General features: G+C 71.1%; 17 protein-coding genes and 1 pseudogene. 15 read left to right on the top strand and 3 right to left on the bottom strand.

Going from position 1 to position 22,245, the window contains the following annotated elements:
- The first annotated feature begins 879 nt into the window (after positions 1 to 879).
- The 15 genes from ACFWMZ_RS26730 (at position 880) to ACFWMZ_RS26660 (ending at position 17,520) form a co-directional block, all read left to right on the top strand.
- Positions 880 to 1,284, top strand: coding sequence for a hypothetical protein (locus ACFWMZ_RS26730; RefSeq protein ID WP_383204682.1), 405 nt, complete (start codon positions 880 to 882; stop codon positions 1,282 to 1,284).
- A gap of 271 nt (positions 1,285 to 1,555) precedes the next feature.
- Positions 1,556 to 2,557, top strand: coding sequence for a LuxR C-terminal-related transcriptional regulator (locus ACFWMZ_RS26725; RefSeq protein ID WP_383177018.1), 1,002 nt, complete (start codon positions 1,556 to 1,558; stop codon positions 2,555 to 2,557).
- 169 nt (positions 2,558 to 2,726) lie between these two features.
- Positions 2,727 to 2,993 carry a hypothetical protein gene (locus tag ACFWMZ_RS26720; protein ID WP_383177015.1) on the top strand — a complete coding sequence of 89 codons (267 nt, stop codon included), beginning with the start codon at positions 2,727 to 2,729 and terminating at the stop codon, positions 2,991 to 2,993.
- Between the two features lie 231 nt (positions 2,994 to 3,224).
- A complete protein-coding gene (locus ACFWMZ_RS26715) occupies positions 3,225 to 3,395 on the top strand; it encodes a hypothetical protein (protein WP_383177012.1) in 171 nt (56 codons plus the stop codon).
- Between the two features lie 90 nt (positions 3,396 to 3,485).
- Positions 3,486 to 4,523, top strand: a complete 1,038-nt coding sequence (locus ACFWMZ_RS26710) for an asparagine synthetase A (protein WP_383177009.1) — start codon at positions 3,486 to 3,488, stop codon at positions 4,521 to 4,523.
- A gap of 63 nt (positions 4,524 to 4,586) precedes the next feature.
- The gene (locus ACFWMZ_RS26705; RefSeq protein WP_383177006.1) at positions 4,587 to 6,200 is read left to right on the top strand and encodes a B12-binding domain-containing radical SAM protein; all 1,614 of its coding nucleotides are present in this window, start codon (positions 4,587 to 4,589) and stop codon (positions 6,198 to 6,200) included.
- A gap of 16 nt (positions 6,201 to 6,216) precedes the next feature.
- Positions 6,217 to 7,551 carry an MFS transporter gene (locus ACFWMZ_RS26700; RefSeq protein WP_383204679.1) on the top strand — a complete coding sequence of 445 codons (1,335 nt, stop codon included), beginning with the start codon at positions 6,217 to 6,219 and terminating at the stop codon, positions 7,549 to 7,551.
- Positions 7,552 to 7,605: 54 nt separating this feature from the next.
- Positions 7,606 to 8,865 carry an acetyl-CoA carboxylase biotin carboxylase subunit family protein gene (locus ACFWMZ_RS26695; RefSeq protein ID WP_383177000.1) on the top strand — a complete coding sequence of 420 codons (1,260 nt, stop codon included), beginning with the start codon at positions 7,606 to 7,608 and terminating at the stop codon, positions 8,863 to 8,865.
- 70 nt (positions 8,866 to 8,935) lie between these two features.
- Positions 8,936 to 9,781 carry a class I SAM-dependent methyltransferase gene (locus ACFWMZ_RS26690; RefSeq protein WP_383176997.1) on the top strand — a complete coding sequence of 282 codons (846 nt, stop codon included), beginning with the start codon at positions 8,936 to 8,938 and terminating at the stop codon, positions 9,779 to 9,781.
- A gap of 23 nt (positions 9,782 to 9,804) precedes the next feature.
- Positions 9,805 to 10,995 (top strand): cytochrome P450, encoded by a 1,191-nt coding sequence (locus ACFWMZ_RS26685; RefSeq protein ID WP_383204676.1) that lies wholly within the window; start codon positions 9,805 to 9,807, stop codon positions 10,993 to 10,995.
- Positions 10,996 to 10,999: 4 nt separating this feature from the next.
- Positions 11,000 to 11,947 (top strand): phosphotransferase, encoded by a 948-nt coding sequence (locus ACFWMZ_RS26680; RefSeq protein ID WP_383176991.1) that lies wholly within the window; start codon positions 11,000 to 11,002, stop codon positions 11,945 to 11,947.
- A 25-nt stretch (positions 11,948 to 11,972) separates the two neighbouring features.
- Positions 11,973 to 14,135: an LD-carboxypeptidase gene (locus tag ACFWMZ_RS26675; protein ID WP_383204673.1), complete on the top strand. Its 2,163-nt coding sequence runs from the start codon at positions 11,973 to 11,975 to the stop codon at positions 14,133 to 14,135.
- A 47-nt stretch (positions 14,136 to 14,182) separates the two neighbouring features.
- Positions 14,183 to 15,454, top strand: a complete 1,272-nt coding sequence (locus tag ACFWMZ_RS26670; RefSeq protein ID WP_383176985.1) for a valine--pyruvate transaminase — start codon at positions 14,183 to 14,185, stop codon at positions 15,452 to 15,454.
- Between the two features lie 1,462 nt (positions 15,455 to 16,916).
- A complete protein-coding gene (locus ACFWMZ_RS26665) occupies positions 16,917 to 17,084 on the top strand; it encodes a hypothetical protein (RefSeq protein ID WP_383204670.1) in 168 nt (55 codons plus the stop codon).
- A gap of 217 nt (positions 17,085 to 17,301) precedes the next feature.
- Positions 17,302 to 17,520 carry a hypothetical protein gene (locus ACFWMZ_RS26660; protein WP_383204667.1) on the top strand — a complete coding sequence of 73 codons (219 nt, stop codon included), beginning with the start codon at positions 17,302 to 17,304 and terminating at the stop codon, positions 17,518 to 17,520.
- 290 nt (positions 17,521 to 17,810) lie between these two features.
- On the opposite strand, the gene ACFWMZ_RS26655 is transcribed toward ACFWMZ_RS26660, so the two are convergent.
- From ACFWMZ_RS26655 to ACFWMZ_RS26645, 3 genes and pseudogenes are all read right to left on the bottom strand, one after another.
- Positions 17,811 to 20,057 (bottom strand): hypothetical protein, encoded by a 2,247-nt coding sequence (locus ACFWMZ_RS26655; protein WP_383204664.1) that lies wholly within the window; start codon positions 20,055 to 20,057, stop codon positions 17,811 to 17,813.
- Positions 20,058 to 20,388: 331 nt separating this feature from the next.
- Positions 20,389 to 21,399 carry a hypothetical protein gene (locus tag ACFWMZ_RS26650; protein WP_383204661.1) on the bottom strand — a complete coding sequence of 337 codons (1,011 nt, stop codon included), beginning with the start codon at positions 21,397 to 21,399 and terminating at the stop codon, positions 20,389 to 20,391.
- A 239-nt stretch (positions 21,400 to 21,638) separates the two neighbouring features.
- Positions 21,639 to 22,151: pseudogene (locus ACFWMZ_RS26645) on the bottom strand (transposase); the annotation flags it as partial.
- Positions 22,152 to 22,245 lie beyond the last annotated feature (94 nt).

The following is a 22,245-nucleotide window of genomic DNA, read 5'->3' as shown; positions in this document are numbered from 1 at the left end:
CGATCCACGGCGAAGTCCCCATGCCCGGACAACGCCCAACTCCTGACGCGGACACGGTCAGCAGGAGCGATCCACCTCATTGTGTTAGCGGCTGTAAGCGACCCCGCCATCTCGCCGGGCCGTCGCGTCCCCGTCACACGCATTGAGCAATCGCTGCAGGCGGACCCGCCGGGCATGCCCACCTGCTCGGCGACAGTCCATGCACTCTTCCACGCCAACACCGACTCCGAGTTGCCCCACCTGTGACGGAACAACGACCACCACAACGCCAAGGTCATGTCCACTAATTGATCTTGTGACGGGTCGTGGTGAGCTGACGGATGTGGCATGTGAGCTTGTTCGGCTTTGACGGACACCTTGGGTGTGGTGGTCAGGCTGCGAGTGCGGTCTCGTACTCGGCGGGGCTGAACCCCTGATCTCGGATGTCCGTCAAAGCAGATCAAGCCCACTGATCCCCGCAGATCTGGACGATGCCGAAGCAGAGTTCGTACTCCAGTCCGCCAAGGCGCTGCGCCGTAAACTCGAGAAACGGTCCGCCCAAGGGCACGCCTACTGGCGAGCCCCTCACGTGCAAGGCCGCCCGTTCGTGATCGCCTTGGAGTCCTTCCACCACCTCAGCTCGCTGTTCCACACGGTCACTACGCTTGCCAACTACCTGTGTGGCCGCCGTGATGTGGCCACACGCGATGACCAGGGCGCCCTCGTCCTGACCAGTGAGAAGATCACCGAACATTGGCGAGGCGACACCAGCATCCCCAGCGGCCTGTTCGCCCGGCCCGAAGCCGCACACCTGTCGGCCGTCATCTTCTCCAACAGCGCCACGGTCGCGAAGTTCCACCGCGTAGGCACCGGCTGGACTACGGCCCGGACGATGTCGCCATGCTGCGGTACGGAAGCCTGCCCGACCCGGACCCCAACGCGGACCGCTCCCTTGTACACGCCTACGTGGTGGGGGACTACGGCCCCGAGGAGCGTGAGACCTTCAGCGAGGGCTTCCACATCCTGCACAACCCGTGGGCGAGCGTCCCGATCGCCGATGGCGTCTTCGCCGGCTTCACCGAACATCGCCTGCGGGACGACGGGCTGGTCCTGACGACCTCCGACCGGCCCGACTACTTCACTTCGCACACTCTCGTCTTCCACGCCCGCGTTGCCCGGACCAGGGCCCGCGAGTACGCGGAGCGCTACCAGGCTGCTGTTCTCCGGCTGAAGCCGTGCCGCCGTCCCCGTGGCAACCTCGCCAAGACGGCCGTCGGCCTCGTCTGTCAGTCCCCTTCGAAATGATGGAACCGGAATCACCCGCTTATAGGGCAAGGGCAGGAACGCTGATGTTGGTGCCATGGACCACGTTGGAGCCGACGCAGACGGAGAACATGGTCGCCGTCATGCCGGCTGGTGGGAGGGGTGGGTCGGGTTCGGGGGAGGGTCGTGTTCGGCCTATGCGGAAGGGAACGATCCCCGGTACGTTGACTGCCATCGGTGTGGTCCTTGTGGGGCCCATGCGTGGATCGGGGGAAGTATGCGGACGGGTGGGGGAGTGGGCGCTTTTGCGCCCATGGGGGACAGTTCGCTCGCGATGTTGATCGGGCAGGACGACCTGTGCGTGGCCGTTTTCCGGCTGGTGGTCTCCGGGCCCGAGCGGACCGTCGACGACCTGTCCGGGGAGTTGGGGGTCTCCGCGGGGGAGATCCGGGACTGCCTCGACAAGCTCGCCGAGCTTTCCATGCTGTCGTTGCCCACGGGCGACGACGTGCTGCCGGTGCCCGTGCACCCGGAGGTCGGGCTCGCCGCCCACATCCACCGGCGGGAGGCCGAGATCGAGGCGCAGCAGCGTGAGCTGGCCGTGGCGCGCGCGGCCGCGGCCGATCTGGCCGCCGCCTACGCTGCGAGCCAGGCCGGGCGCGGCGGTCGCCTGGAGACGCTGAGCGGCATGGCCGATGTACGGATACGGCTGACCGAGCTCAGCCGGCAGGCGCGTGAGGAACTGCTCGCCTTCATGCCGGGCGGCGCTCTGAGCCAGGCCGCGCTGGACGCCAGCCGGCCGCTGGACGAGCAGAGTCTCGCCTCCGGGGTGCGGCTGCGGACGGTCTACCTGGACAGCGTCCGCAACGACCGCGCCACGATCGAGTACGCGCGCTGGCTGTCCACCCTCGGCGGGGAGGTACGGACCAGCCCGGTGCTGCCGCTGCGGATGCTCGTGGTGGACCGTGCCTGTGCCGTCCTGCCGCTCGACCCGGAGGAATCCTCGCTGGGGGCCGTCGTGGTGCGGGCCCCCGGTGTAGTCGCGGCTCTGGTGGCCCTGTTCGAGACGTTCTGGGAGCGGTGCGCGCCGCTCGACGGACGGGAGTTGCCGGGTGGGGACGTCGAAGCGCCCACCCCACAGGAGAGCGCCTTGCTGAGCCTGCTCGCGCAGGGGCACACCGACGAGGTGGCGGCGCGGAAACTGGGCCTGTCCCTGCGTACCGTACGGCGGATGATGGCGGTCCTCACCGCCCGGCTCGGGGCACGTAGCCGCTTCGAGGCGGGGATGCTCGCCGCACGGGTCGGCTGGATCTGAGCGCGGGGCGGCGGTCCTCTTCCTGCCACGGCCATAAGCTGTCACCGCTGGAGCGCCCGGCGGGAAGGCTGGACTGGAATGGTCGGTGCCCGTGTACGCCATCCATGTAGAAGTGTCACCGCCTTCGCCCGCGCCGGCCGCGGTGAGCCTGCGCCAGGTGGCGGTACGGATGGCTCGCGTGCCCGGCTGCGTGGTGGAACACGTCTATCAGGCCGTCCTGCCGTACCGGGGCCGCGTGGGTGTGCTCTTCGTGACGGCGGCCTCGGCTGAGGCCGCCGGCCACTGCGTACTCCTGGCCGTGCGCGGCCTTCTGCGCTGCGCCGAGGATCACGACCAGGTGCTGCTGCGCGAGCCCGGCCCCAGTGAACCCGCCCTGTGCCACGGCATCGTGACCATGCCCGCCGATGCCCCGCTCTGCGAGATGCCCGCCGGCTGACCCTTCCGCCCGAACTGCTCTGGCCGACACCGCTCGTTGTCGCCGACGCTGATCGGCCGCTTCCGCCTGCCCCGCCACCGCCGCGGCCCCGCAGGCCCTTTGGTGCCAACGCACCTTGCTGCCATCCGCATCCGTTGCCCGGCCGGGGGCCGGTGCCGAAAACTGATCGCACCAACAGAACCCGCTGTGACCAGCAGGTCCTCCGTGCCCGACTGTCAGGAGATGAGCCACATGGCAACCAGACTCGCCGTCCTGCTGACCGCCTGCGCCGCTGCCGCCGCGACGGTCCTCCCCGTGGTCAGTGCCTCCGAGGAGCCGGTGACGGGCTCGGCCACCGCGACCTCGGCGGCTCCGGCCTCCGAGGAGGCCGACGCGTCGCGCCAGACCTGGGCCTGGGACTGACCGGCGCGGCTGCCGTGAGGCACCGCCGCCCCGGGGGCCCGAGCCCGGCCCCACCGCACCACCCCCGCACCGACGGTCCGAGGAGGACACGTGAGCACTCACCCGACTGAGACGCAGCCGCTGACCGCACCGGGCACCTGGCGCACTCCGGACGAGCACTTCGAAGTGGCCCTGACACACCCCTGGTACCGGTTGCTGCTCCAGCTGACGGACGTCATGCAGCGGGCCACCGTGGGGTTCTGGGCCGGCCGGGACGTCCGCGCCGCCTACCTGCCGGTGACCACGGGGTCGATCTCCAGCCCCATGGGCCTGGGCAGCGACTCGGTGCCGATCCGCGTCGAGCTGGAGGGTGTGCCGACCTACCTCGCCGACTCCATGCAGTTCCTGCTGGAGTACAGCTGCCGCATGTGGGAGAAGGGCGCGTACTACGTGATGCCCTCGTTCCGGGGTGAGGCTCCGGACCCGACGCACCTGTGCCAGTTTTACCACTCGGAGGCCGAGCTGCAGGGCGGCCTGGACACGGTAATGGACACCGTGGAGGAATACGTACGCCACCTCGGGCGGGCCTACCTGGACGAGATGGGGCCAGCGCTGGCCGAGATCGCGGGGGACACCGCGCACATCGAGCGGCTGCTGTCCCTGAAGGAGTTCCCGCGCGTCACCTTCGCCGAGGCGGTCGACCTGCTCGGCGACACCCCCGACCTCGTCACCGAGGTGGCCGACGGCGCCCGCGCCCTCACCCGCAAGGCCGAGGCTGCGCTGATGGACAAGTTCGGGGAGTTCGTCTGGGTGACCCACTTCGACCACCTCTCCGTCCCCTTCTACCAGGCGTACGAGCCGGGTGACACGTCCCGCGCCCGCAACGGCGACCTGCTGTTCGGGATCGGCGAGACGGTCGGGGCCGGCGAGCGGCACGCCACCGCCGAGCAGGTGCGCGAGGCGCTGGCCCACCACGAGGTCGCCGAGGAGGACTACGCCTGGTACCTGCGGATGCGGGAGCTGCGGCCGATGCGGACCTCCGGGTTCGGGCTGGGCGTCGAACGGTTCTTCCTGTGGCTGCTCCGGCACGACGACATCCGGGACCTCCAGATGCTCCAGCGGGTGAACGGTCGCCAGATCAACCCCTGAAGCCCCGAAAAGCCTCCGTCGCTCCGTGCCTATCCAGGAGAGTGCACCATCGACGTCGTACTTGTGTCCGGACTCGGGCCGACACTGAAGAACTCGGACTACCTCGCCGGCACCATGCTGGAGCGCCAGAGCGGCGAGGCGAACACGGCGGCCTACCTCAAGGGCACGGACCTGGAGGAGTTCGGGCTGAGCCGACTGGGATTCCGGCACAACGGCACGGACTATCCGTTGCTGCGGCCCCGCTACTACAACGTCCCGCACCTCACCACCTTCGCGGTCCAGGAGATCCTGGAACGGGCCGGCCACCGGGTGGACACCTACGACACCACCAACCTGTGGACGGACGACCTGCCCGCCCCCGCGCCCCAGGGCGACTACCGGGCGGCGCTGCTGTCCACGAGCTTCATCTGGACCGACCGAGACCTGCGCCACGCCGTGCGGTGGATCTCCGAGACCTACCCCGGCATACCGATCGTGCTCGGCGGCCAGTACAGCAACCTCAAGTACACCTCGCTGATGCGGTCGATACCGGAGATCGACTACATCGTGCGCGGTGACGGGGAGGAGGCGCTGCCGGGGCTGCTCACCGCGCTGGAGAAAGGCACCGACCTCGAGACGGTCCCGAACCTGGTCTACCGCCACCCCCGTGAGTTGCTCGGACACCGGATCAGCCCCTTCGAGTACCTGGACCTGGACGCGTTCCCCTCGCCCTCCCCGAAAGGGCACTGGCGCGTCATCCCGTACGAGTCGATGCGCGGTTGCCCGTTCAGCTGCAAGTTCTGCTCCTTCCCGGCCGCGAGCCCCAAGTGGCGCTACAAGTCGGCGCAGAAGATCGCCGACGACTGGCGGCGCTACGTGTTCGAGAACGGCGCCTCCTACATCTCCGCCATGGACAGCACTTTCACCGTGCCGCCGACGCGGCTGCGGGAGCTGATGCGGCTGCTGCCTGGTGTCGGGGTGGGCTGGGAGGGCTACAGCCGGGCCAATGTGCTCAAGACGCCCGAACTCATCGCTCAACTAGCCGCCTCGCACTGCCAGTTCCTGTCCATCGGGTTCGAGTCGATGAGTGACAGCACGCTGCGGTACATGAACAAGAGGGTCACCCGGAAGGACAACCTGCGCGCCTTCCGGCTGCTGAACGAGGGCGGGCTCGGCTACCGCTGTTCGTTCATGGCCGGCTATCCAGGGGAGCGGCCCGAGGACTTCGCCGAGACGCGGGACTTCCTCACGGAGGAGTACGCGGGCCACTTCATGCTCAGCGTCTTCAGCATCTCCGACGAGACGATGCCGCTGTGGGAGGACAAGGAGGCGCTGCGCATCGAGGTGCACGACCCCGACGACCCGGACTACTCGTGGTCCCACATCGGCATGGACGTGCACACCGCGCGGCGGCTCAACCACACCACCCTGGACCGGGTCCGGCAGGTCAACGACCGTGCCGTGCTGCGGCTCTGGCAGGCCGACTACCAGCATCTGCTGATGCCCCAGCTCGGCCGCTGGGAGAACATCGCGGTCGAGAAGGCGGTCGAGCGCATCGGCATGGCCCCGCGCGACCACACCGACCCGGCCGCCGCGGTCCCGCAGATCAGAAGGCAGCTGGACGTGCTGGCACGGTACGGGGTCGAGCTGTACCCCCACGCCGACATCCTCAGCGACCACCCACTCTTCCACACCTGACAGGACCGTGCCTCCCATGAACAGTCTGCGGACGCTGCGGCAGCTCCCGCCCCGGGCCAGGCGCCTGATCGTGCTCAACGCGGTCAACGCGGCCGGCAGCGGCGTGGTCCTGCCCCTCCTCGTCGTCTACCTGCACGAGATGCGTGGCCTGTCCCTGACCGCGGCCACCGGCGCGGTCGCCGCCACCTCGGTGGGCGCCCTGGTCGGCGGCCCGCTCGCCGGCTGGGTCTCGGACCGCTTCGGGCGGGTGACCGCCGTCTGGGCCGCGCTGGTCTGCGCCGCCCTGGGCGCCGTCGGCTACGCGCTGTGCGACACGCCGACGACAGCGCTGGCGGCCGGTTTCGTGCAGGGGCTCGGCGTGGGCGGGGCTATCACTTGGAACGCCCTCATGGCCGATCTGGTGCCCCAGAAGCACTGGCCCGTGCTCTTCTCGGCCGACTTCGCCATGGTCAACGCGATGATGGGGATCGGGGGACTCACCGGCGGCCTCCTGGCGGGCATGACGGGCTCGCTCGCCGTCTTCCAGGCTCTCTTCCTCCTCGACGCGGCGTCCTTCCTCGTCACCGGCTGGCTGGTCGCCCGGGAGGTACGCCGGCACCGGTCCGCCGAGCCGCCCGCCGGGCAGAGTCCGGAGCCGAGCGCCGAGGCCGAACGGCCCCGGGGCGGTTACCGCGCCGCGCTGGGGCACCGCTGGCTGATGGCCCTGCTGGTCGTGGTGCTGGTGCTGTTCACCGTCGGATACTCGCAGCTCAACTCGGGCATGCCCGCCGTGCTCCTGGCCGACAGCCGGCTGGGCCCCACCGAGTTGGGGGTGCTGTTCGCCGCCAACACCGCGGCCGTCGTCCTGGTTCAGGCGGCGCTGATCGGCCGGATCAAGCGGGTCACCGTGGGCGTCGCCGTGGCGCTGCTGGCCGGGAGCTGGGCGGCTTTCTGGCTGCTGATCTGGGCGGTCACCGGGCTGAGTGGCGGCCTGCTCGCCCTGCTCGTCGGGGTCGTCGCCATGGTCGTCTTCGCGGTCGGGGAGTCCCTGCTGGCCGCGACCGGGCCCACCCTGGTCAACAGCTGGGCCGACGACTCCAACCGGGGTCGCTTCAACGCCGCCTACGGGTTCGTCAGTTCGCTCGGGTTCATGATCGGCCCGCTCCTCTCGGGCCGCCTGACCGACGCCGGCCACGCCACCTCGATGATCCTCGGCTTCACGGCGGTCCTCGCGGTACTGGCGCTGATCACGTTCCGCTCGCGGTTCCTGCCGAGGACGCCCCTGTCCGCCCTGGAGGAGACCGGGCCCGAGGAGACCGGGCCCGAGGAGACCGGGCACGAGGACGCCGCCGAGGAAGGCACCCGGGCCTGACGGCTGCCGTACGCCTCCCGCACCACCCCCACCCACCCGAAGGAGACCCCTGCCATGCCCACCCGTGTTCTCGTCTGCCGCTGGGACCCCTACATCTTGGAAGCGCTGCGCGCCGAAGGGGCCGAGGTCGCCCTCCTCTTCGACACCTTCGAGGCCGCCCACTTCCACGTCGACGAGGAGGTGCTGAAGACCCTCCCGTACGTCTTCCGCATCAACAGCTTCGACGACATGGACGAGCTGGGCCAGGTCGCCACCCAGCTCAGGATCGACGGCTGGGTTCCGGACCGGGTGGTGAGCCTCTCGGAGTTCAGCCAGTACGGTGCCGGCTACCTCGCCCAGCTCCTCGGGTGCGCCCAGCCCACCCTGGAGATGGCCCTCCACACGCGCGACAAGCGGGCCATGAAGCAGGCCGTGCGGGCCGCCGGGGTCACCTGCACGGACTTCGTGTCGCTGCGCACCTCCGAGGTGGCCGAGAGTGTGCGCCGCACCGCCACGGAGATCGGTTTCCCCGCGGTGGTCAAGCCCTGCGCGGGCCTGGGCACCCTGGGCACCAGCTGGGTGCACTCCGAGGAGGAGCTGACCAAGCTCCTGACCGACCTCGGAGCAGACCGCACCGAGCACTTCCTGATGGCCGAACGCCCCGTCTGCGGCGACGAGTTCCACGTCGACGCGATCTGGGTCGACGGGCGCAGCACGGTCCTGGGCATCATGCGCTACCTGCGCCCGCGACTTGCCATCGAGACGGCCGGCGAGCACAACGGCTCCGTCCTGCTGCCGCGCGAGGAGTGGGCCGAGCTGTACGCGGACGTCGAGGAGGCCCACCGCCGGGTGAACGACGCCCTCGGCATCCGCGAGGGCATCACCCACCTGGAGTTCTTCAAGCGGCCCGGCAAGCGCGAGGTGGTGTTCTCCGAGATCGCCTCCCGGTTCGCCGGCGGCGGCATCACCGCGACCTACCGCGCGCTCGGCGAGGACCTGCGCATCGCCTGGATCAAGTCGGTGGTCGACCCCGGCCGCCCCGCGCCCTACGCGGACGGCGAGCCCAGCCGGTACGTCGGCTGGATCAACCTGGCGCCGTCCGAGGCCGGCCGGATCGCCGCCGAACCCACCCAGGCCGAGATCGACGCCTTCGACTACGTCCTGGAGACGGTGCGCCCGCACGGCGTAGGCGACGACTTCTCCGACCCGCACCCCTCCGCGTGGTGCCTCCACCTCATCTACGGGGCCGACTCCCTGGAGCAGTTCGAGGAGCGCGGCCGGGAGCTGGAGAAGGCCCTCAACGGCAGCTTCCGCACCGAACCGTCCGACGCCTGACCCGCACGCACCCCACCGCGCACATCACACCACTTCTCCGAGATCCGCAGACCAGGGAGCAGAGACGACCATGACCGAGCCCACATACGACCAGGAAGTCCGCGGCTACTTCGCCGACAAGGCCGCCGCCTACGACGACGTCGACCTCCAGCCCTACTGGGTGCTCTCCGACCGCCTGCTCGCCGACGCCCTGCGCGAGGACGTCCTCAGCGCCCTGCCGGAAGACTTCGCCTTCCTCGACGCGGGCGGCGGCACCGGGCGCTGGACCTCCTTCTTCGCCCAGGAGGCCCCCCGGAGCACCGGCGTCCTCTTCGACCTCACCCAGGAAATGATCAAGGTCGCCGAGGCGAAGGCCGCCGAGCGCGGCTTCGCCGACCGGGTCCGCTTCGTCCAGGGCGACCTGGCCGACGTCGGCGAGACGCTGCGCGGGGAATCCTTCGACCTGGCGTTCAACTTCCACAACGTCCTCGGCTTCGTGGCCGACCCTGAGCAGACCGTCAAGGACGTCGCCGCGCTTCTCAAGCCCGGCGGCCTGCTGGTGTCGTTCCTGCCCAGCGTCTGGCACACCGCCTGGTTCAACATCGCCGTCGGCCACCTCGACGAGGCCGAGAAGGCCCTGTCCCGCCGGGGCCGGTTCACCGACACCATGCCCGACATGCACCTGTACGACGTGCGGCGCATCAAGGAGATGCACGCGGCGGCCGGCCTGGAGATCGAGGCTCTCTCCGGCTTCCCCAACCTCATCTACCCCGGCTACCAGGAGACCCAGCTCCACGGCTCCACCGAACAGCTCGTCGACATCCTGGCCGGCGACGCCTTCGAGCGCGTCCTCGCCATGGAGAAGCAGGTCCGCAAGGCGCCCGGCATCGCGGGACGCGGCAACAACCTCTTCGTCGTCGCCCGCCGCCCCGCCTGACCGACCGCGACAGGGAGCACACCATGGCCGCCGACCTACTGTCGGACTCCTTCGCCCGCGACCCGCACCCGCACTACGCCCACCTGCGCGCCACCGATCCCGTGTGGTGGGACGAGGCGACACGGAGCTGGTACGTCACCACCCACCAGGACGTGAACGCGCTGCTGCGGGACGGTCGGCTGGCCGCGCGGATCGGAGCGGGGTTCCTGGGCGACCACGACGCGCAGGTGCTGGACGAGGTCGCCGACCTCCTGGCGTTCTTCGACGCCTGGCCCATGTTCAGCGACCCGCCCCAGCACACCGCGGTGCGCTCGGCCGCCGCCCCGGCCTACCGGCCCGGAGCGGTCCGGCCGCTGCGCGCGTCCGTTGCGAGCCGGGCGCGCGCCCTGCTCGACCCGCTCGACCCGGCCAAGGCGGACCTCCTGGGCGACTTCGTCCAGCCGCTCGCCGTGTCGGTCACCTGTGACCTGCTCGGCATCCCGGAGGAACGCCGCGACACCCTCCTCGCCTGGTCGGCGGAGATCATCGGGTTCATCGGCGTGCCCGTGCTCGACCCCGTCCGGGCCGAGGGCGCGCGCGCCGCCATCACCGGCCTGCGCGACCACCTGGAGCGGGTCACCCTGTCCGACGCGCGGGCCGGGCGCGGCCCCGCGCAACTGCGGGCCTTCCTCGGACTCGCCCCCGACCGCGCGGTCGCCCTGTTCGCGCAGATCCTCACCGGCGGTATCGAGCCGGTGGTGGCATGCCTGGCCTCCGCCCTGTCGCACCTCCTCGGCGACGCCCGGCCGCTGCTCGACGCCGCACGGTCCACCCCGGGCCTCGCTGAGGACCTGGCCGAGGAGGCGCTGCGCCTGGAGGCCCCGTTCCACTTCGTGCCCAGGACCGCCGTGGAGCCGGTCACCGTCGGGCGGCGCACCATCGCCCCCGGCGAACGGGTGGCGCTGGTCGTCGCCGCCGCCAACCGCGACCCGGAGGCCTACGCCGCCCCCGACTCCTTCCGCCTGCCGGACCCCGGGCGGAAGGAACCGCCGCACCTGGCGTTCGGCGCGGGACACCACTTCTGCCTGGGGGCCGGGCTCGCCCGCCTGACGCTCGCCGCGGCGCTGCGCGCGGTCGCCGACTGGGCAGGCGACGCATCCGTGGGACGGCTCGACGGTGAGCGGGGCCCCGGGTTCGGGCACACCGTGTGGCAGCGGATGGGGCTCGGGTACTGACGCCATGGAGTGGACCCCTCGCCTGCCCTGGCACGATCTCCCCCAGGACGTGCGCCGCCGCGTGGAAGAGCAGTTGGGGGCACCGGTCACCGGCGTGGACACCGTCACCGGCGGCTTCTCTGCGGGCTTCGCCGGCGTCGTACGCACCGCGCGCGGACCGGTGTTCCTCAAAGCGACCTCCGAGACGGTCAACAGCCACGGCCGCGCCCTGTACCGCCAGGAGCACCGCGCCTGCCGCCTGCTCGTCGCCACCCGGGCGCCCGTGGGCTTCCTGTGGGGCTTCGACCACCGGGAATGGACCGTCCTCGCCTTCCGCGCCGTCTCCGGGGAGATCTGCGGACCCGGCTGGCCCCCCGCCCAACTCGACGCGGTCCTCCGCCTCCTGCGGGAGACTCGGACCACCGCCCCGGCCGGTCTGCCGACGGTGACCAGGCTCCTGGGGGACACCTTCGACGCCTGGTCGGTCCTGGCCGACGACCCCGCCTTCGACGCCTGGCCGACCGATACGACCGGGGCCGAACTGCTGCCCCCGCACCAGTGGGCCGCACTCGCCGAACGGGCACGCCAGGCGTTCACCGGAGACGAACTCCTCCACGCGGACCTGCGCGCCGACAACATCCTGTGGACCGGCACCGGACCGGTCCTCGTCGACTGGGCCTACGCCTGCCGGGGAGCGGCCGCCTTCGACCCGGTCTACCTCCTGCTGGAGGTGGCCCGCGCCGACGGCCGGCCGCCCGAGCGGCAGCTCGCCCAGGTCGTCACCGCGTACGGCTGCGCCCACGCGGACGCGACGGCGCTGCTCGCCGCGTTCGGCGGCTGGTTCACGTGGATGTCCCGCATGCCGCCGATCCCCGCGCTCCCCACTCTCCGCGACTTCCAGAAGGACATGGCACGGGCCGCGATCGCGTGGGCCGCCGCTCGCTTGCCGGGCCGCGCGCGGCCGCAGCCGTAGCCGACCGAGAAAGAGGACCCCTCCCATGACGCTTGGCAGCACACCCGGTACGGCGCACGCCGGGAGCGACCCGCTAGAACAGGAGCTGTTCGCCACGACCAGCTCGCTGGCCGAGTCCCCGGAGACCCGGGGGACGGTGCTCCGTTTCCTGCGTACCCTCATCGACCGGGGATACGAGCTGCGTCCAGCGGCCCCGGTGACCGACGGGGACGACACCGTCGCCTTCGTCAACGCCACGGTCACCCCGTACAAACGGACCCTCGCCGACGGGCGCCCCATCGGACGGATCTGCCACTACCAGCCCTGCTTCCGCGCCCACGGCGAACGCCCCTGGCTCTTCGCTTTCGGCATGACCGGTCTCCTCGCGGACCTCGCCGACGACGCGGACCTGGCCCGGGTCGCCGAGGACAATCACCTCGCCACCCTCGCCGCCCTGAGCGACCACCGCGCGGACCGGCTGCACGTCCTCGTCGACGAGCGGGACACCGAACTGATCAAGGCGGTGACCGAGGCGGCGGACCGGCACGGCGGCACCGTGCACGTCCTGCGCGACCCCGAAGTGACCACCGGCTGGGAGTACGGCGAGGGGTACGCGCTGCGCGGACGCGGCGTCACCTACTACTACCGCTGCCCCGGGGTCGGCTGCGACACCGACTGCCGGCCCGACTGCCGCTGCGCCCGCTGGCAGCCGCTGTCCAACCTGATCCTCCTCGAGTCCGCCGACCGCCGGTACGCCGAGGTCGGGTTCGGCGTCGAGATCACCGCCGCCATCCCGCTGGGCCCGCACGCCTACGCCCTCCCCGAGCTGGCCGACCGCGTCCGGGCCGCCGAACTCGCCGGACTCGCCCCCGGCGACGCGGCCGACGCCGTCAACCTCTACCGCGCCTTGGCCCTGCTGACCGAGGCGGGAGCCCGGCCCGCCGGCAAGGGACCCGGCTCGATCCTGCGCAAGTGCGTGCTGCGCCTGATCACCCTGCTGCACCACACCGACGACCGCGACGCCCTCCTCGGCCGCTTCGGTGCCACCCCCGCCCTGCGCGCCCTGCTGACTGAGGAGGCCGACCGGCGGGCCCGAACCGTCGAACAGAACCTCAAGCGGGCCGCCGCCGCCCTCGACAAGCGGCCCGCGACGCCGGACGCCGACCTGTGCGCCACCTACGGTCTCGCGGACGAGCAGCTGGCCACCCTGCGTGCCATGCGCCGGCGGCCCCCGCGGCTTCGGCGCGGGGACACCGTCGCCGTGGTCTCACCGTCCTGGCAGGGCGCCGACGTCTTCCCGGCGCGGGCCGAGCGCGGCCTCGCCGACGTGGCGTCCTGGTCCGGGCTGCAGGTCAGGGCCGCGGCGACGCCGGACGGCCCCCGGGCCGGATCGCGCCAGGCGCGCGCCGCCCAGTTCAACGCCGCCCTGCGCGACCGCGACACCAAGGGCATCCTCTGGATGATCGGCGGGCTCGCCGCGGCCGAGCTCCTCGACCTGATCGACTACGAGGCGTTCGCCGCGAACCCCAAGGTCATTTGCGGCTACTCCGACGCCACCGTCCTGCACCACGCGCTCTACGCCCGCACCGGCGCCACCACCTTCTACGGCCCGGCCGTGCTGTCCGAGTTCGCGGAGACTGGCGGCACCCCCTTGTTTACCCGCTCCTCCTTCCTCGATCTGACGATGCACGGCTGGACCGGGGACTTCCCCCGCTCCGAGGAGGTGTACGACGAGTTCGTCGACTGGGCCGGTGACGACCGCCCCCGGGTCGCCGAGCGCGCCCCGGCCCGCACCGTCCTGCGCCCCGGCACGGCACAGGGCCCGCTGCTGCCGGCCTGCGTCCCCAGCGCCCTGCAACTTCTCGGCACCTCGTGGCTGCCCGACCACCGAGGCCACGTGCTCGCCCTGGAGTTCGCCAACGACGACGGCTACGGCCCCGCCCACGCCGCCCGCGACCTGTGGCAGCTGCGCCACGCCGGTCTGCTCGACGGCATCGAGGGTCTGGTCGTGGGCCGGCCCCGCCAGTGGTCGGCCGCCGCCCGCGCGGAGCTGGACCGCATCCTGCTCGACGTCGGCCACGGACTGACCTTCCCCATCGTCACGGAGTTCGAGTTCGGCCACACCGACCCCGTCCTCACGCTCCCGACGGGCGTGCCGGTGCAGCTCGACGGGGACCACCTGCGGCTGCTGGAACCCGCCGTGCGCTGAGGCGACCGGCGTACCTACCAGGCCCCCTGCTCATCGAAGGAGAACAGATGCGACTGTCACCGATCGGAACGCGGATGGCAGGTCTCTCCGGCCTGCGCAGCATCATGGAGGACGTGGCGGACAGCACCGCGGAGACCGCCGCCGAGGAGTGGCTCAACCTCAGCATCGGCAACCCGGCGGCCATCCCGGCGGCCAGGGCGATGTGGCGACAGGTGCTCACCCGGGCGCTGGAGGAGGAGTTCGACGCGGCCTGCGGCCGGTACGGGCCCTCGCGGGGCAGCGCCGGCCTGATCGAGGCCGTGCGCGCCTACTTCCACCGCACGTACGGCTGGGAGCTGGGCCCGGAGAACGTCGTGGTCGGCCCCGGCAGCCAGATGGTGTGCTTCGCGGCGGCGGCTCTGTTCTGCGGACCGGAGCCGGACGGCGAGCGCCGGCGCCTCGTCCTGCCCCTGGTCCCCGACTACACCGGCTACCAGGGTCTGTGCATGCACGAGGACGGCATCGCCGGCGTCGCCCCGCGCGTCGTCGAGGACGGCGAGCACGGCTTCCGCTACGCCCTGGACCTGGACGCGCTGGCCCGCCTGGACGACATCGGCATGCTGTTGATCTCGACCCCGGGCAATCCAACGGGCCGTGCCCTGGACCGCGCCGAGCTGGACTGCCTCGTCGCCTTCGCCGAGGCCCGCGACATCCCGCTCGTCATCGACCACGCCTACGGTGCCCCCTTCCCCCGGATCGGTGAGGTGCCCGTCGAGCCGGTGCGGCACCCGAACGTCGTCAACTGCTTCTCGGCCTCCAAGGCCGGCTTGCCCGGCGAGCGCGTCGGCTTCGCGACCGGCGACCCCCGGTACATCGGGGCGATCGCCGCCTTCCTCTCCAACTCCGTGCTCCACGCCGCCCAGCTGCCGCAGTCGGCCCTGGCGGCGACGCTCCGCGACGGCACCCTGGACGAGGTGACGCGCGACGCCATCACCCCGTTCTACCGGCACAGACGGGAGCTGATGGACGCCCTGCTCACGGAGCAGCTGCCGCCGGACATCGCCTGGCGCGGGCACGGTGGCGCGGGGGGAATGTTCGCCTGGGTCTGGATCGACCACGCGTGGTTCGACGACGTGGAGCTCTACCAGCGGCTGAAGGAGAAGCGCGTCTTCATCGTGCCCGGCCGCCATTTCTTCGTCGACGCGACCACCGCCGACCTCCCGCGCGGCCACGCCACCCGCTGCTTCCGGATGAGCCTCAGCGCCCCGGCGAAGACCCTGATCGACGGCGTGTCCCTGGTCGCGGAGACTCTGGAGGAGATGCGGGCGCAGGCCGGCTGAAACACTTCCCCGCGCCTCCCTGGGCGCCGCCCACCCGGTGTCCCGCCCTGCTCCGATCGGCGGCAATCCGCCGCACGCGCCGGAGCGGCCGCTCCGGCCCGGGCACGGATCACCACTGGCAAGAAGGCCGCCGACGGACCGAATTCCGCAGCCCTCGCCACGCAGGCCAACCCGGTGCCGATGCAGAAGCCGCCCACGTCCAACACCCAACCCGCCGCCGCGCCCGCGGACTCGCTCGCCGACGCCTGGAGCACCACGCCGACCACGGCCGCGCATGACCCGGGCCCGGTTCGGCCGCCGACCCGGGCGACGCCACTCCGGTGGCGACGCCGCCGGCGGCCCCGGCCCCGGCCGACGACGACCGGGCGGGGGGACTCCGCGAGGCCGCCGAATACCACCTGCCCTACACCCTCGCTGCGCTACGCCCGCGCCAACGACCGCACCTTTCCCAAACCGGTCGACAAGCGCGGTGCCGAACTCCTGTACCACGCCGGCGACCTCAAGAAGTGGGCCCGCAACCGACCCCGCGCCGCGTCCGGGACCACCGACCTCGACTGACCGGGCCCGGCCCCGTCCGACCGCCGCGCACCGGGACCTGTCCGGTCCGGCCGACACGATCCCCAGCCCCGGAGAACACCCGGTTCACCACGCACAGCACAGAAGAGGAACACCACCACGATGACGAACACGACCGCGCTCCCGAAGCTGCTGCGCCTCACCGACCCCGGCCTGCGCGAGCAGCCGGAGGCGCTGCCCGACTCCGCCGCACTGATCGGCATCAGCACCGCCGGCCGGGCCATCGCAGTCGACATCGACGCCGCCCCCCCCACATCCTGGGCAGCAGCGGCACCGGCGGTGACAGCACGACCATCCTGCGCACCCCCACCGCCCACTTCCTCCACCAGGGCGCCCACGCCCTGGGCCTCGACCACACCCGCATCGCCCGCCTGTGGGCGAAGGACCTGCCGACGGTCACGCACCGCGGCAACGCCGCCGGCATCCACAACGCCCTGGTCGGCTCGGCACCGAGCTGGAGCGCCGCAGCGCCCTCGACGGTGTGCCGCGGCTGATGGTCGTGATCGACCGGGCCGACGCCGCTGCGGCACCTCACCCGCTACTGAGACACCTTCCGGCAGAAGGACGACCCGAAGCGGCCCCCGGCCCTCGCCGCCCTCGAGGCCGTTCTGTACGAGGGGCGCGCGGCCCGCATACACGTCATCTACGACGGACCCGCCACCGCCGGCGGTCGCCTCCTCCCCGGCGCCCGCGAGCAGTTCTCCACCGTCATCCGCGCCCGGGTCAGCGCCGGCACGTGGCAGCGGCTCGCCCCGATAGTCGGCCCCGCCCCCCCCCAGAGCAGCTCGCTCCCGGGCCGTGTCCGTCGCCCAGGAAGGCGACACCCATCCCGCTCAGGTGCCGCTGATGACCGACCAAGCACGAGCTGCTCAGCTTCCGTGGCGTCATGACCCGCAAAGCGGCCACCGAAGAACTGCGCACCCTGCGTGCCCCCGCCCACCCCGATGAGCTGCCCGAGAACTACATGCCACGTCGTCTCGCCCCCGGCGCCGGATGGGTCATCCCCGCCGCGCCCACCGAAACCACCTCCGAAGCGGACTTTCGTGAAAGCTGAGCTCCCGCCCGGCACCCACTCCCGGATCCTGCGCCCGGAAGGCATCCGCTGGGGCGGCCGACTCCACCACGCGAGCTGGATCCCCGGCCAGGTCACCGCCCAGGTCCTGGTGTCCCCCCACACCCCCAAGGGGGGTGGCATCGACGTCTACCACCCCAGCGGCCGCCTCCTGGGCTCCGCCTTGCCCATCACCCCCGCCTCAACCGACGGAGCATCCATGACCGACATCGCCACTGACACCGGCTCCGACAGCGGCACGGAGACTGCGCCCGTGGTCGCCAGCGAAGGCGGAGCCGAACCCAACTTCTACCTCGACCTGGCCGACGCCCGCATCGTCGCCACCGAGGCCCTCCTGGAGGCCGCAAGCGCGCAGACGGCAGCCCACAGGGGAGGACGGGGGCGTGGTCAGGTTTCCGCGTCTCGTTCTGGCCGCTGAGACACAGGCATTTGCTTTGCCAGGGTGTGTGCGGGCAGACCTGTGCGCAGAGTGCGCTCGTTGAGGCCGGCCAGTGGATTCTTGGGTCGTAGGTGCATATGGCGTCCGTGTCGCGCAGGATCTGCTGCTCGCGGCGGTAGGCGTGAGTGAGAGGGATACCGAGGTAGCCGGCAGCTGTGCCGTTGGGCAGTGCGGGGTCGGCGACGCGTCCGTCGGCTGTCAGGCCGGGTCCGGCCCTCGAACCGGAGAACCGAACGGCGCCACCTGCACCATCGCAGTACGCCGTCGCCTCACGGGGAAGCAGGGAACCGCAGTTCGGCGCGTAGGCGACTCGTAACGTGCCGCCACTGGCGGGCCTGTTCCCGGCGGGGAAACCACGCCTTCACGGTCTGCCCGTCCAGGTCACTGAGTTCCTTAAGCGTCTGAGCAGCTTCCCCGGTGACGTCTGTCCGGCGGTGAGAGGAGGAATACTGCAGGATGCGGTGCAGCCGGTGCGCGGCCCGGTAGTAGGCGACCTGGGTATCACCGAGGCGGCGCACCGCGTACCCGCCGCATTTGCTGCACGGGTCGAAGCCCTCGTTGTCCAGCAGTTCATCGAGGGTCACCATGGCGTCCTGGCGGTCGACCCCGAGGTAGGGACGCCGGTGCGCGCAGCCGGGGGAGTGGGCCCGGCCTTGGTAGCGGCCGAACGCGTCTGTGGTGTACACCTGCACGGACGCCAGCACCCCCAGCGGAAGGCCCGAGCCTTGGGGCCAGTCACGGTGCGAGGCGGACGCGAAGGGTTCCAGGTCCAGCTGCTCCATCGCCAGCAGCCCGTGCCACACGTCGGGCACGAAGGCCCTCAGCGGAGTGCCGCGATCGTCGTACCCGCTGGCTTCGAGATCACGCAGGTCCGCCACCGAACGCGCCAGAGCCAGCGACTTCAGTGCCTGTCCGGCCTGGCGGTGCCTCTCGCACAGCCGCACCAGGACCCGCTCGCCCTCCACCGCACTCAGGGAGCGGCCAAACGCCTCCTGCTCCGGATCGCTCACCGGCACAGCCCACACGCGCTCGCGGTCGGGCGCATCCCGGGTCTCCTCCTGCAGGCGCGAGCGGAACAGGGCGTCGGGAAGATCGCGGGCAGCGGCGAGGACCACGCCTTCCCAGCCGGCCGCACACCGCTGTTCCAGCACACTCAGCGTGACCACCTCCATGCCGGTGCCGGAACCCAGCACCGCATACAACTGCTCCGCGTCCGCTCCCGCGGTGCGCAGCGCCCGCAGATGTTCCGGCCGCAACAACTGCCGGCCATGGACCGGGGTGTCATCGAACACCCCGGGCCGCAGCCCCTCGTCCGCTTCCGGTACCTTCGGCCCGGATTGCGGCTGGGGCGCCTGCTGCGCCGGCGTCTCGTAGAGGAGCACGGAGGGCTGCGCCTGCAGACGGGCGGCCACCAATTCCGGCACCCGTACGGTGAGAGACAGCTGCGCGGACTGCTCCCAGTCGACCGTGACCGTGTACGAGGTGAGCACACCCCGCTCCCACTCGTCGAGCCGGTCAAAGACCGACGCACCGCTGCCCGATGGCGCCAGAGCACTCTCGGCGAGACGCGCGACGAGGAGGCGCTCCTCTCCCAGGCCGGCCGCGCCCGACCGCGCCGCTGCCTCCCACCCGTCCAGCAACTCCCGGGCCCGCTCCAGCATCCGGTCGTACCCCTTGCGGCGGCTGCTCGTCCCGCTCGCCAGGTGGTGCACGAGGTAGCCCAGCTCACGCGGATGATCCCAGCTGCTCTCCACCTTGCTGCGCCACCGCCGCCACAAGGAGACCAGTTCCCGTCTGGCCTGGACCGGCGCACCCAGCAGGGCGAAGGCCGGATCGTCGGCGGGGACGTCCGGTTCCTCCATGGCCGACACCGCTGCCGCCAGGACGAGCGAATCCGCGGCGACCAGCCGGCTGGCCCGACTCCGCAGCACCTGAAGGTAGTCGGTCTTGCACTGCAGCGCAGGGTCGGCCCACGGCCTCAGCCACGGGAACAGGCCCAGCACGTGGTGCGCCCGGCTCAAGCTGGTCAAGGCGTCGAGCCACTCGGCAAAGACGCTCTCGCGCACCTGCCGGGCAGCCTGCAGTTCCTCCCAGCTCTCGTCCTCGTCCTCTTCCTCGCTGTCGGCGGACGCCCGTTCCGCCTCACCGGCCGACGAAGCCGCGAGGAGCACGGATGCCGCCGCACTGACCTCCTCGTCGCCGCACGTGTCCTCGTCCGCCCGGCAGTAGCGGCCCAGCTGGTACAGCATCCCCACACCGGTGACCGCACCGAGGAAGACAGCCAACGCCGTCCCAGGGCGTGCCCGGGGACCGTACGCAGCGCAGTGACCGCACAGCCGGTCGACCGTCGCGGCATCCAGCCGCACCTCCAGCTCGGTGGCCCGGGCGGAACGCAGATACGAGCACGAGGATGTGGCGTGCAGCTTTGCTTTGCTGCCCGGTGCCGACCACACAGTGACACCGGCCCCCTCGAACGGACCGAGCGGAACATCCGGCGTCAGCAGACCGTACGACATACAACCCCCTTGGCGGCTGACGCGAGCCTAACCGTGGCCGCTGACATCGGCCGTCGGCTGCTGGAGAAGGCCGCTGTGCGGCACGACGCGCTGTGCCGCGGCGGCCGACCAGGCCCGCGTGCCGGTTGCCTCACCGACGGTCGGGCGGGACCCGGCAGGGCTGCGCGACGTCAACGGATCGGGCGCAGCGTTGCCGGCCCTGCGTCCCACCGGCGCAAGAGATGCTCGTCCTGCTTCTGTCTCCGGCCGCCCGAGCCCAACCGCCTGGGCCATGGGCGAGACACCTTCCGACGGGCCGGCGTAGGAGATCCACTGCCGGGGTCTGAGTGGATCATTCGGTGTCGTCTTCCTCGTCGAAGAGGCTGTCCTGCGTCGCGTGCGGCGGCAGCTTCTCCCCCTGCGGCGGTGCGGCAAGTGCCGGACCACGCAGTGTCTGGCTCAGGGCGGCCCGCAGCTCGGGCAGGGAGCGCCGGGCGCCCAGCAGGTCGAGGAACTCCTGCGTCGACCAGGTGATGAGCTGTCCCTGCCGGGAGAGGTAGAAGCCCACTTTGTCCAGAGTGTATTCGTCCTCGTAGTCGAGCAGGAGGTAGCTGGCCAGTTGGTGCACCTCCTTCCTCGAGCCGAAGCGATCCGGGCGGGTGGTCGCTTTGCAATCGATCAGGTGCCCCTCGGCGATGAAGTCGGCGTCGGCGCCGTCCAGGTCGTTGCTGCCGCTGAAGACAGGCGCGCAGATGCGCTTGTCCACGGGCTGTCGTGTCACCCACCCCAGCGCGTGATCGGCTTCGGCGAGTTCCACCTGCCCGGCGATGTCGTCTGGGACGTAGGAGGGAACCTGGTCGAGCAGGTCGTCCAGGACAGCACTCGCATCCAACTGCAGGAGTGGGTTGTTGACCCTGAGACCGGCCCGTTTGACTTCTTCGAAGTGTGAGGCGGCAAAGCACAGGCGGCTCAGTCGCTCTTCGTCGCGACGTGGCCGCGTCATGGTCCCGCCACGGGCTGCGGGCTGACCCTTCAGCTCGGACAGCAGCGCCTGGCCGATTCCGTGGACGGCTTGCCCCGCAGCGCGAGTGGCCACCTCCGCCACGTCGATGCCTGCGTAGAGGACCCCTTCCAGGAGGACAGAGTCAACAGGAGAACCGAAGGCGATGCGCAGGCGGCGGTCGATGGCACGGCCCAGGCTGCGGTAATCGGGCCGTCCAGCGGCTTGCGGTGTGATGGTGCGCGGCCGCAGGGGCAGCCGGCTGCGCACACTGCCGGTGATCCGCGACGTTGCGGGCAACTCCTGTGCCATGAAACGAGACAGAGGCGAATTCGAGTCGTTGAGTTCACTGGTGAGGCTCATGCAGAGAATCGTCGAGCACAGCACTGACAATCGCTGACGAACATTCGAAACAAAATCAAACGTAGAGAAACATGTTCGATAGGGGGTGTTTTCGGAGAAGGCGGGCGACCTGCGTGGCCCGCCGGCCAGGCCCCAGCCCTGAAGCGTTCTCCTCGACCGTCGCGGAGCCTAAGGGCTGTCCCGTAAATGATCTCTGACTGGTTTGGACATGGGCGGTGACGAGTCCGACCGCTTGCCTGTCCGGCGAGGTTGAGGTTGTGCAGGCGGGCGATTCCGAGCATGGCGTGGTGGACGCCATCGCCCCTGAGACGGCAGTCGCGGAGGATCTTCCAGGTCTTCATACGGGCGAAGACGTGCTCGACGCGGGCGCGGACCTGTTTGTGGGACTTGTTGTGGGACTGTTTCCAGTCGGGCAGCTCTTCGCCTTTGCGGCGGCGGTGGGGCATCACGAGCCCGGTGCCCGGGTATCCGCCGTCGGCGATCGTCATGGTCTTGCCGACGGCGGCCTTCGCGCCGGACTCCTCCCATGCCTTGCAGTCGTTGCGGTTGCCGGGCAGGGGCCGGCCGACCAGGACGACGAGCTGGGTGTCGGCGTCGATGACGACCTGGTGGTTGGTGGAGTACCGGTAGCTCATGGACTGCTCGGCGATGGGGTGGTCGCGGGTGGGCACCAGGGTGCCGTCCACGATGAGCACGGTGTCCTTGCGGAACTGCTTGCGGGGCTGGAGCGCGAGCGACGGGCCGAGGTGGTCTCGGAACGGGACGCGGCGGTGGACGGGGCGGGGATGGTGGATGTGGTGGTGGGGGAGTCCGGCAGGGAAGCGGTGGGCATGGGGCACTCCTCAG

The organism is Streptomyces sp. NPDC058373, assembly GCF_042723275.1.
Classification (GTDB): domain Bacteria; phylum Actinomycetota; class Actinomycetes; order Streptomycetales; family Streptomycetaceae; genus Streptomyces.
Note: the sequence above shows the minus strand (reverse complement) of the source record. Positions and strands in the feature narration are given on the sequence as shown.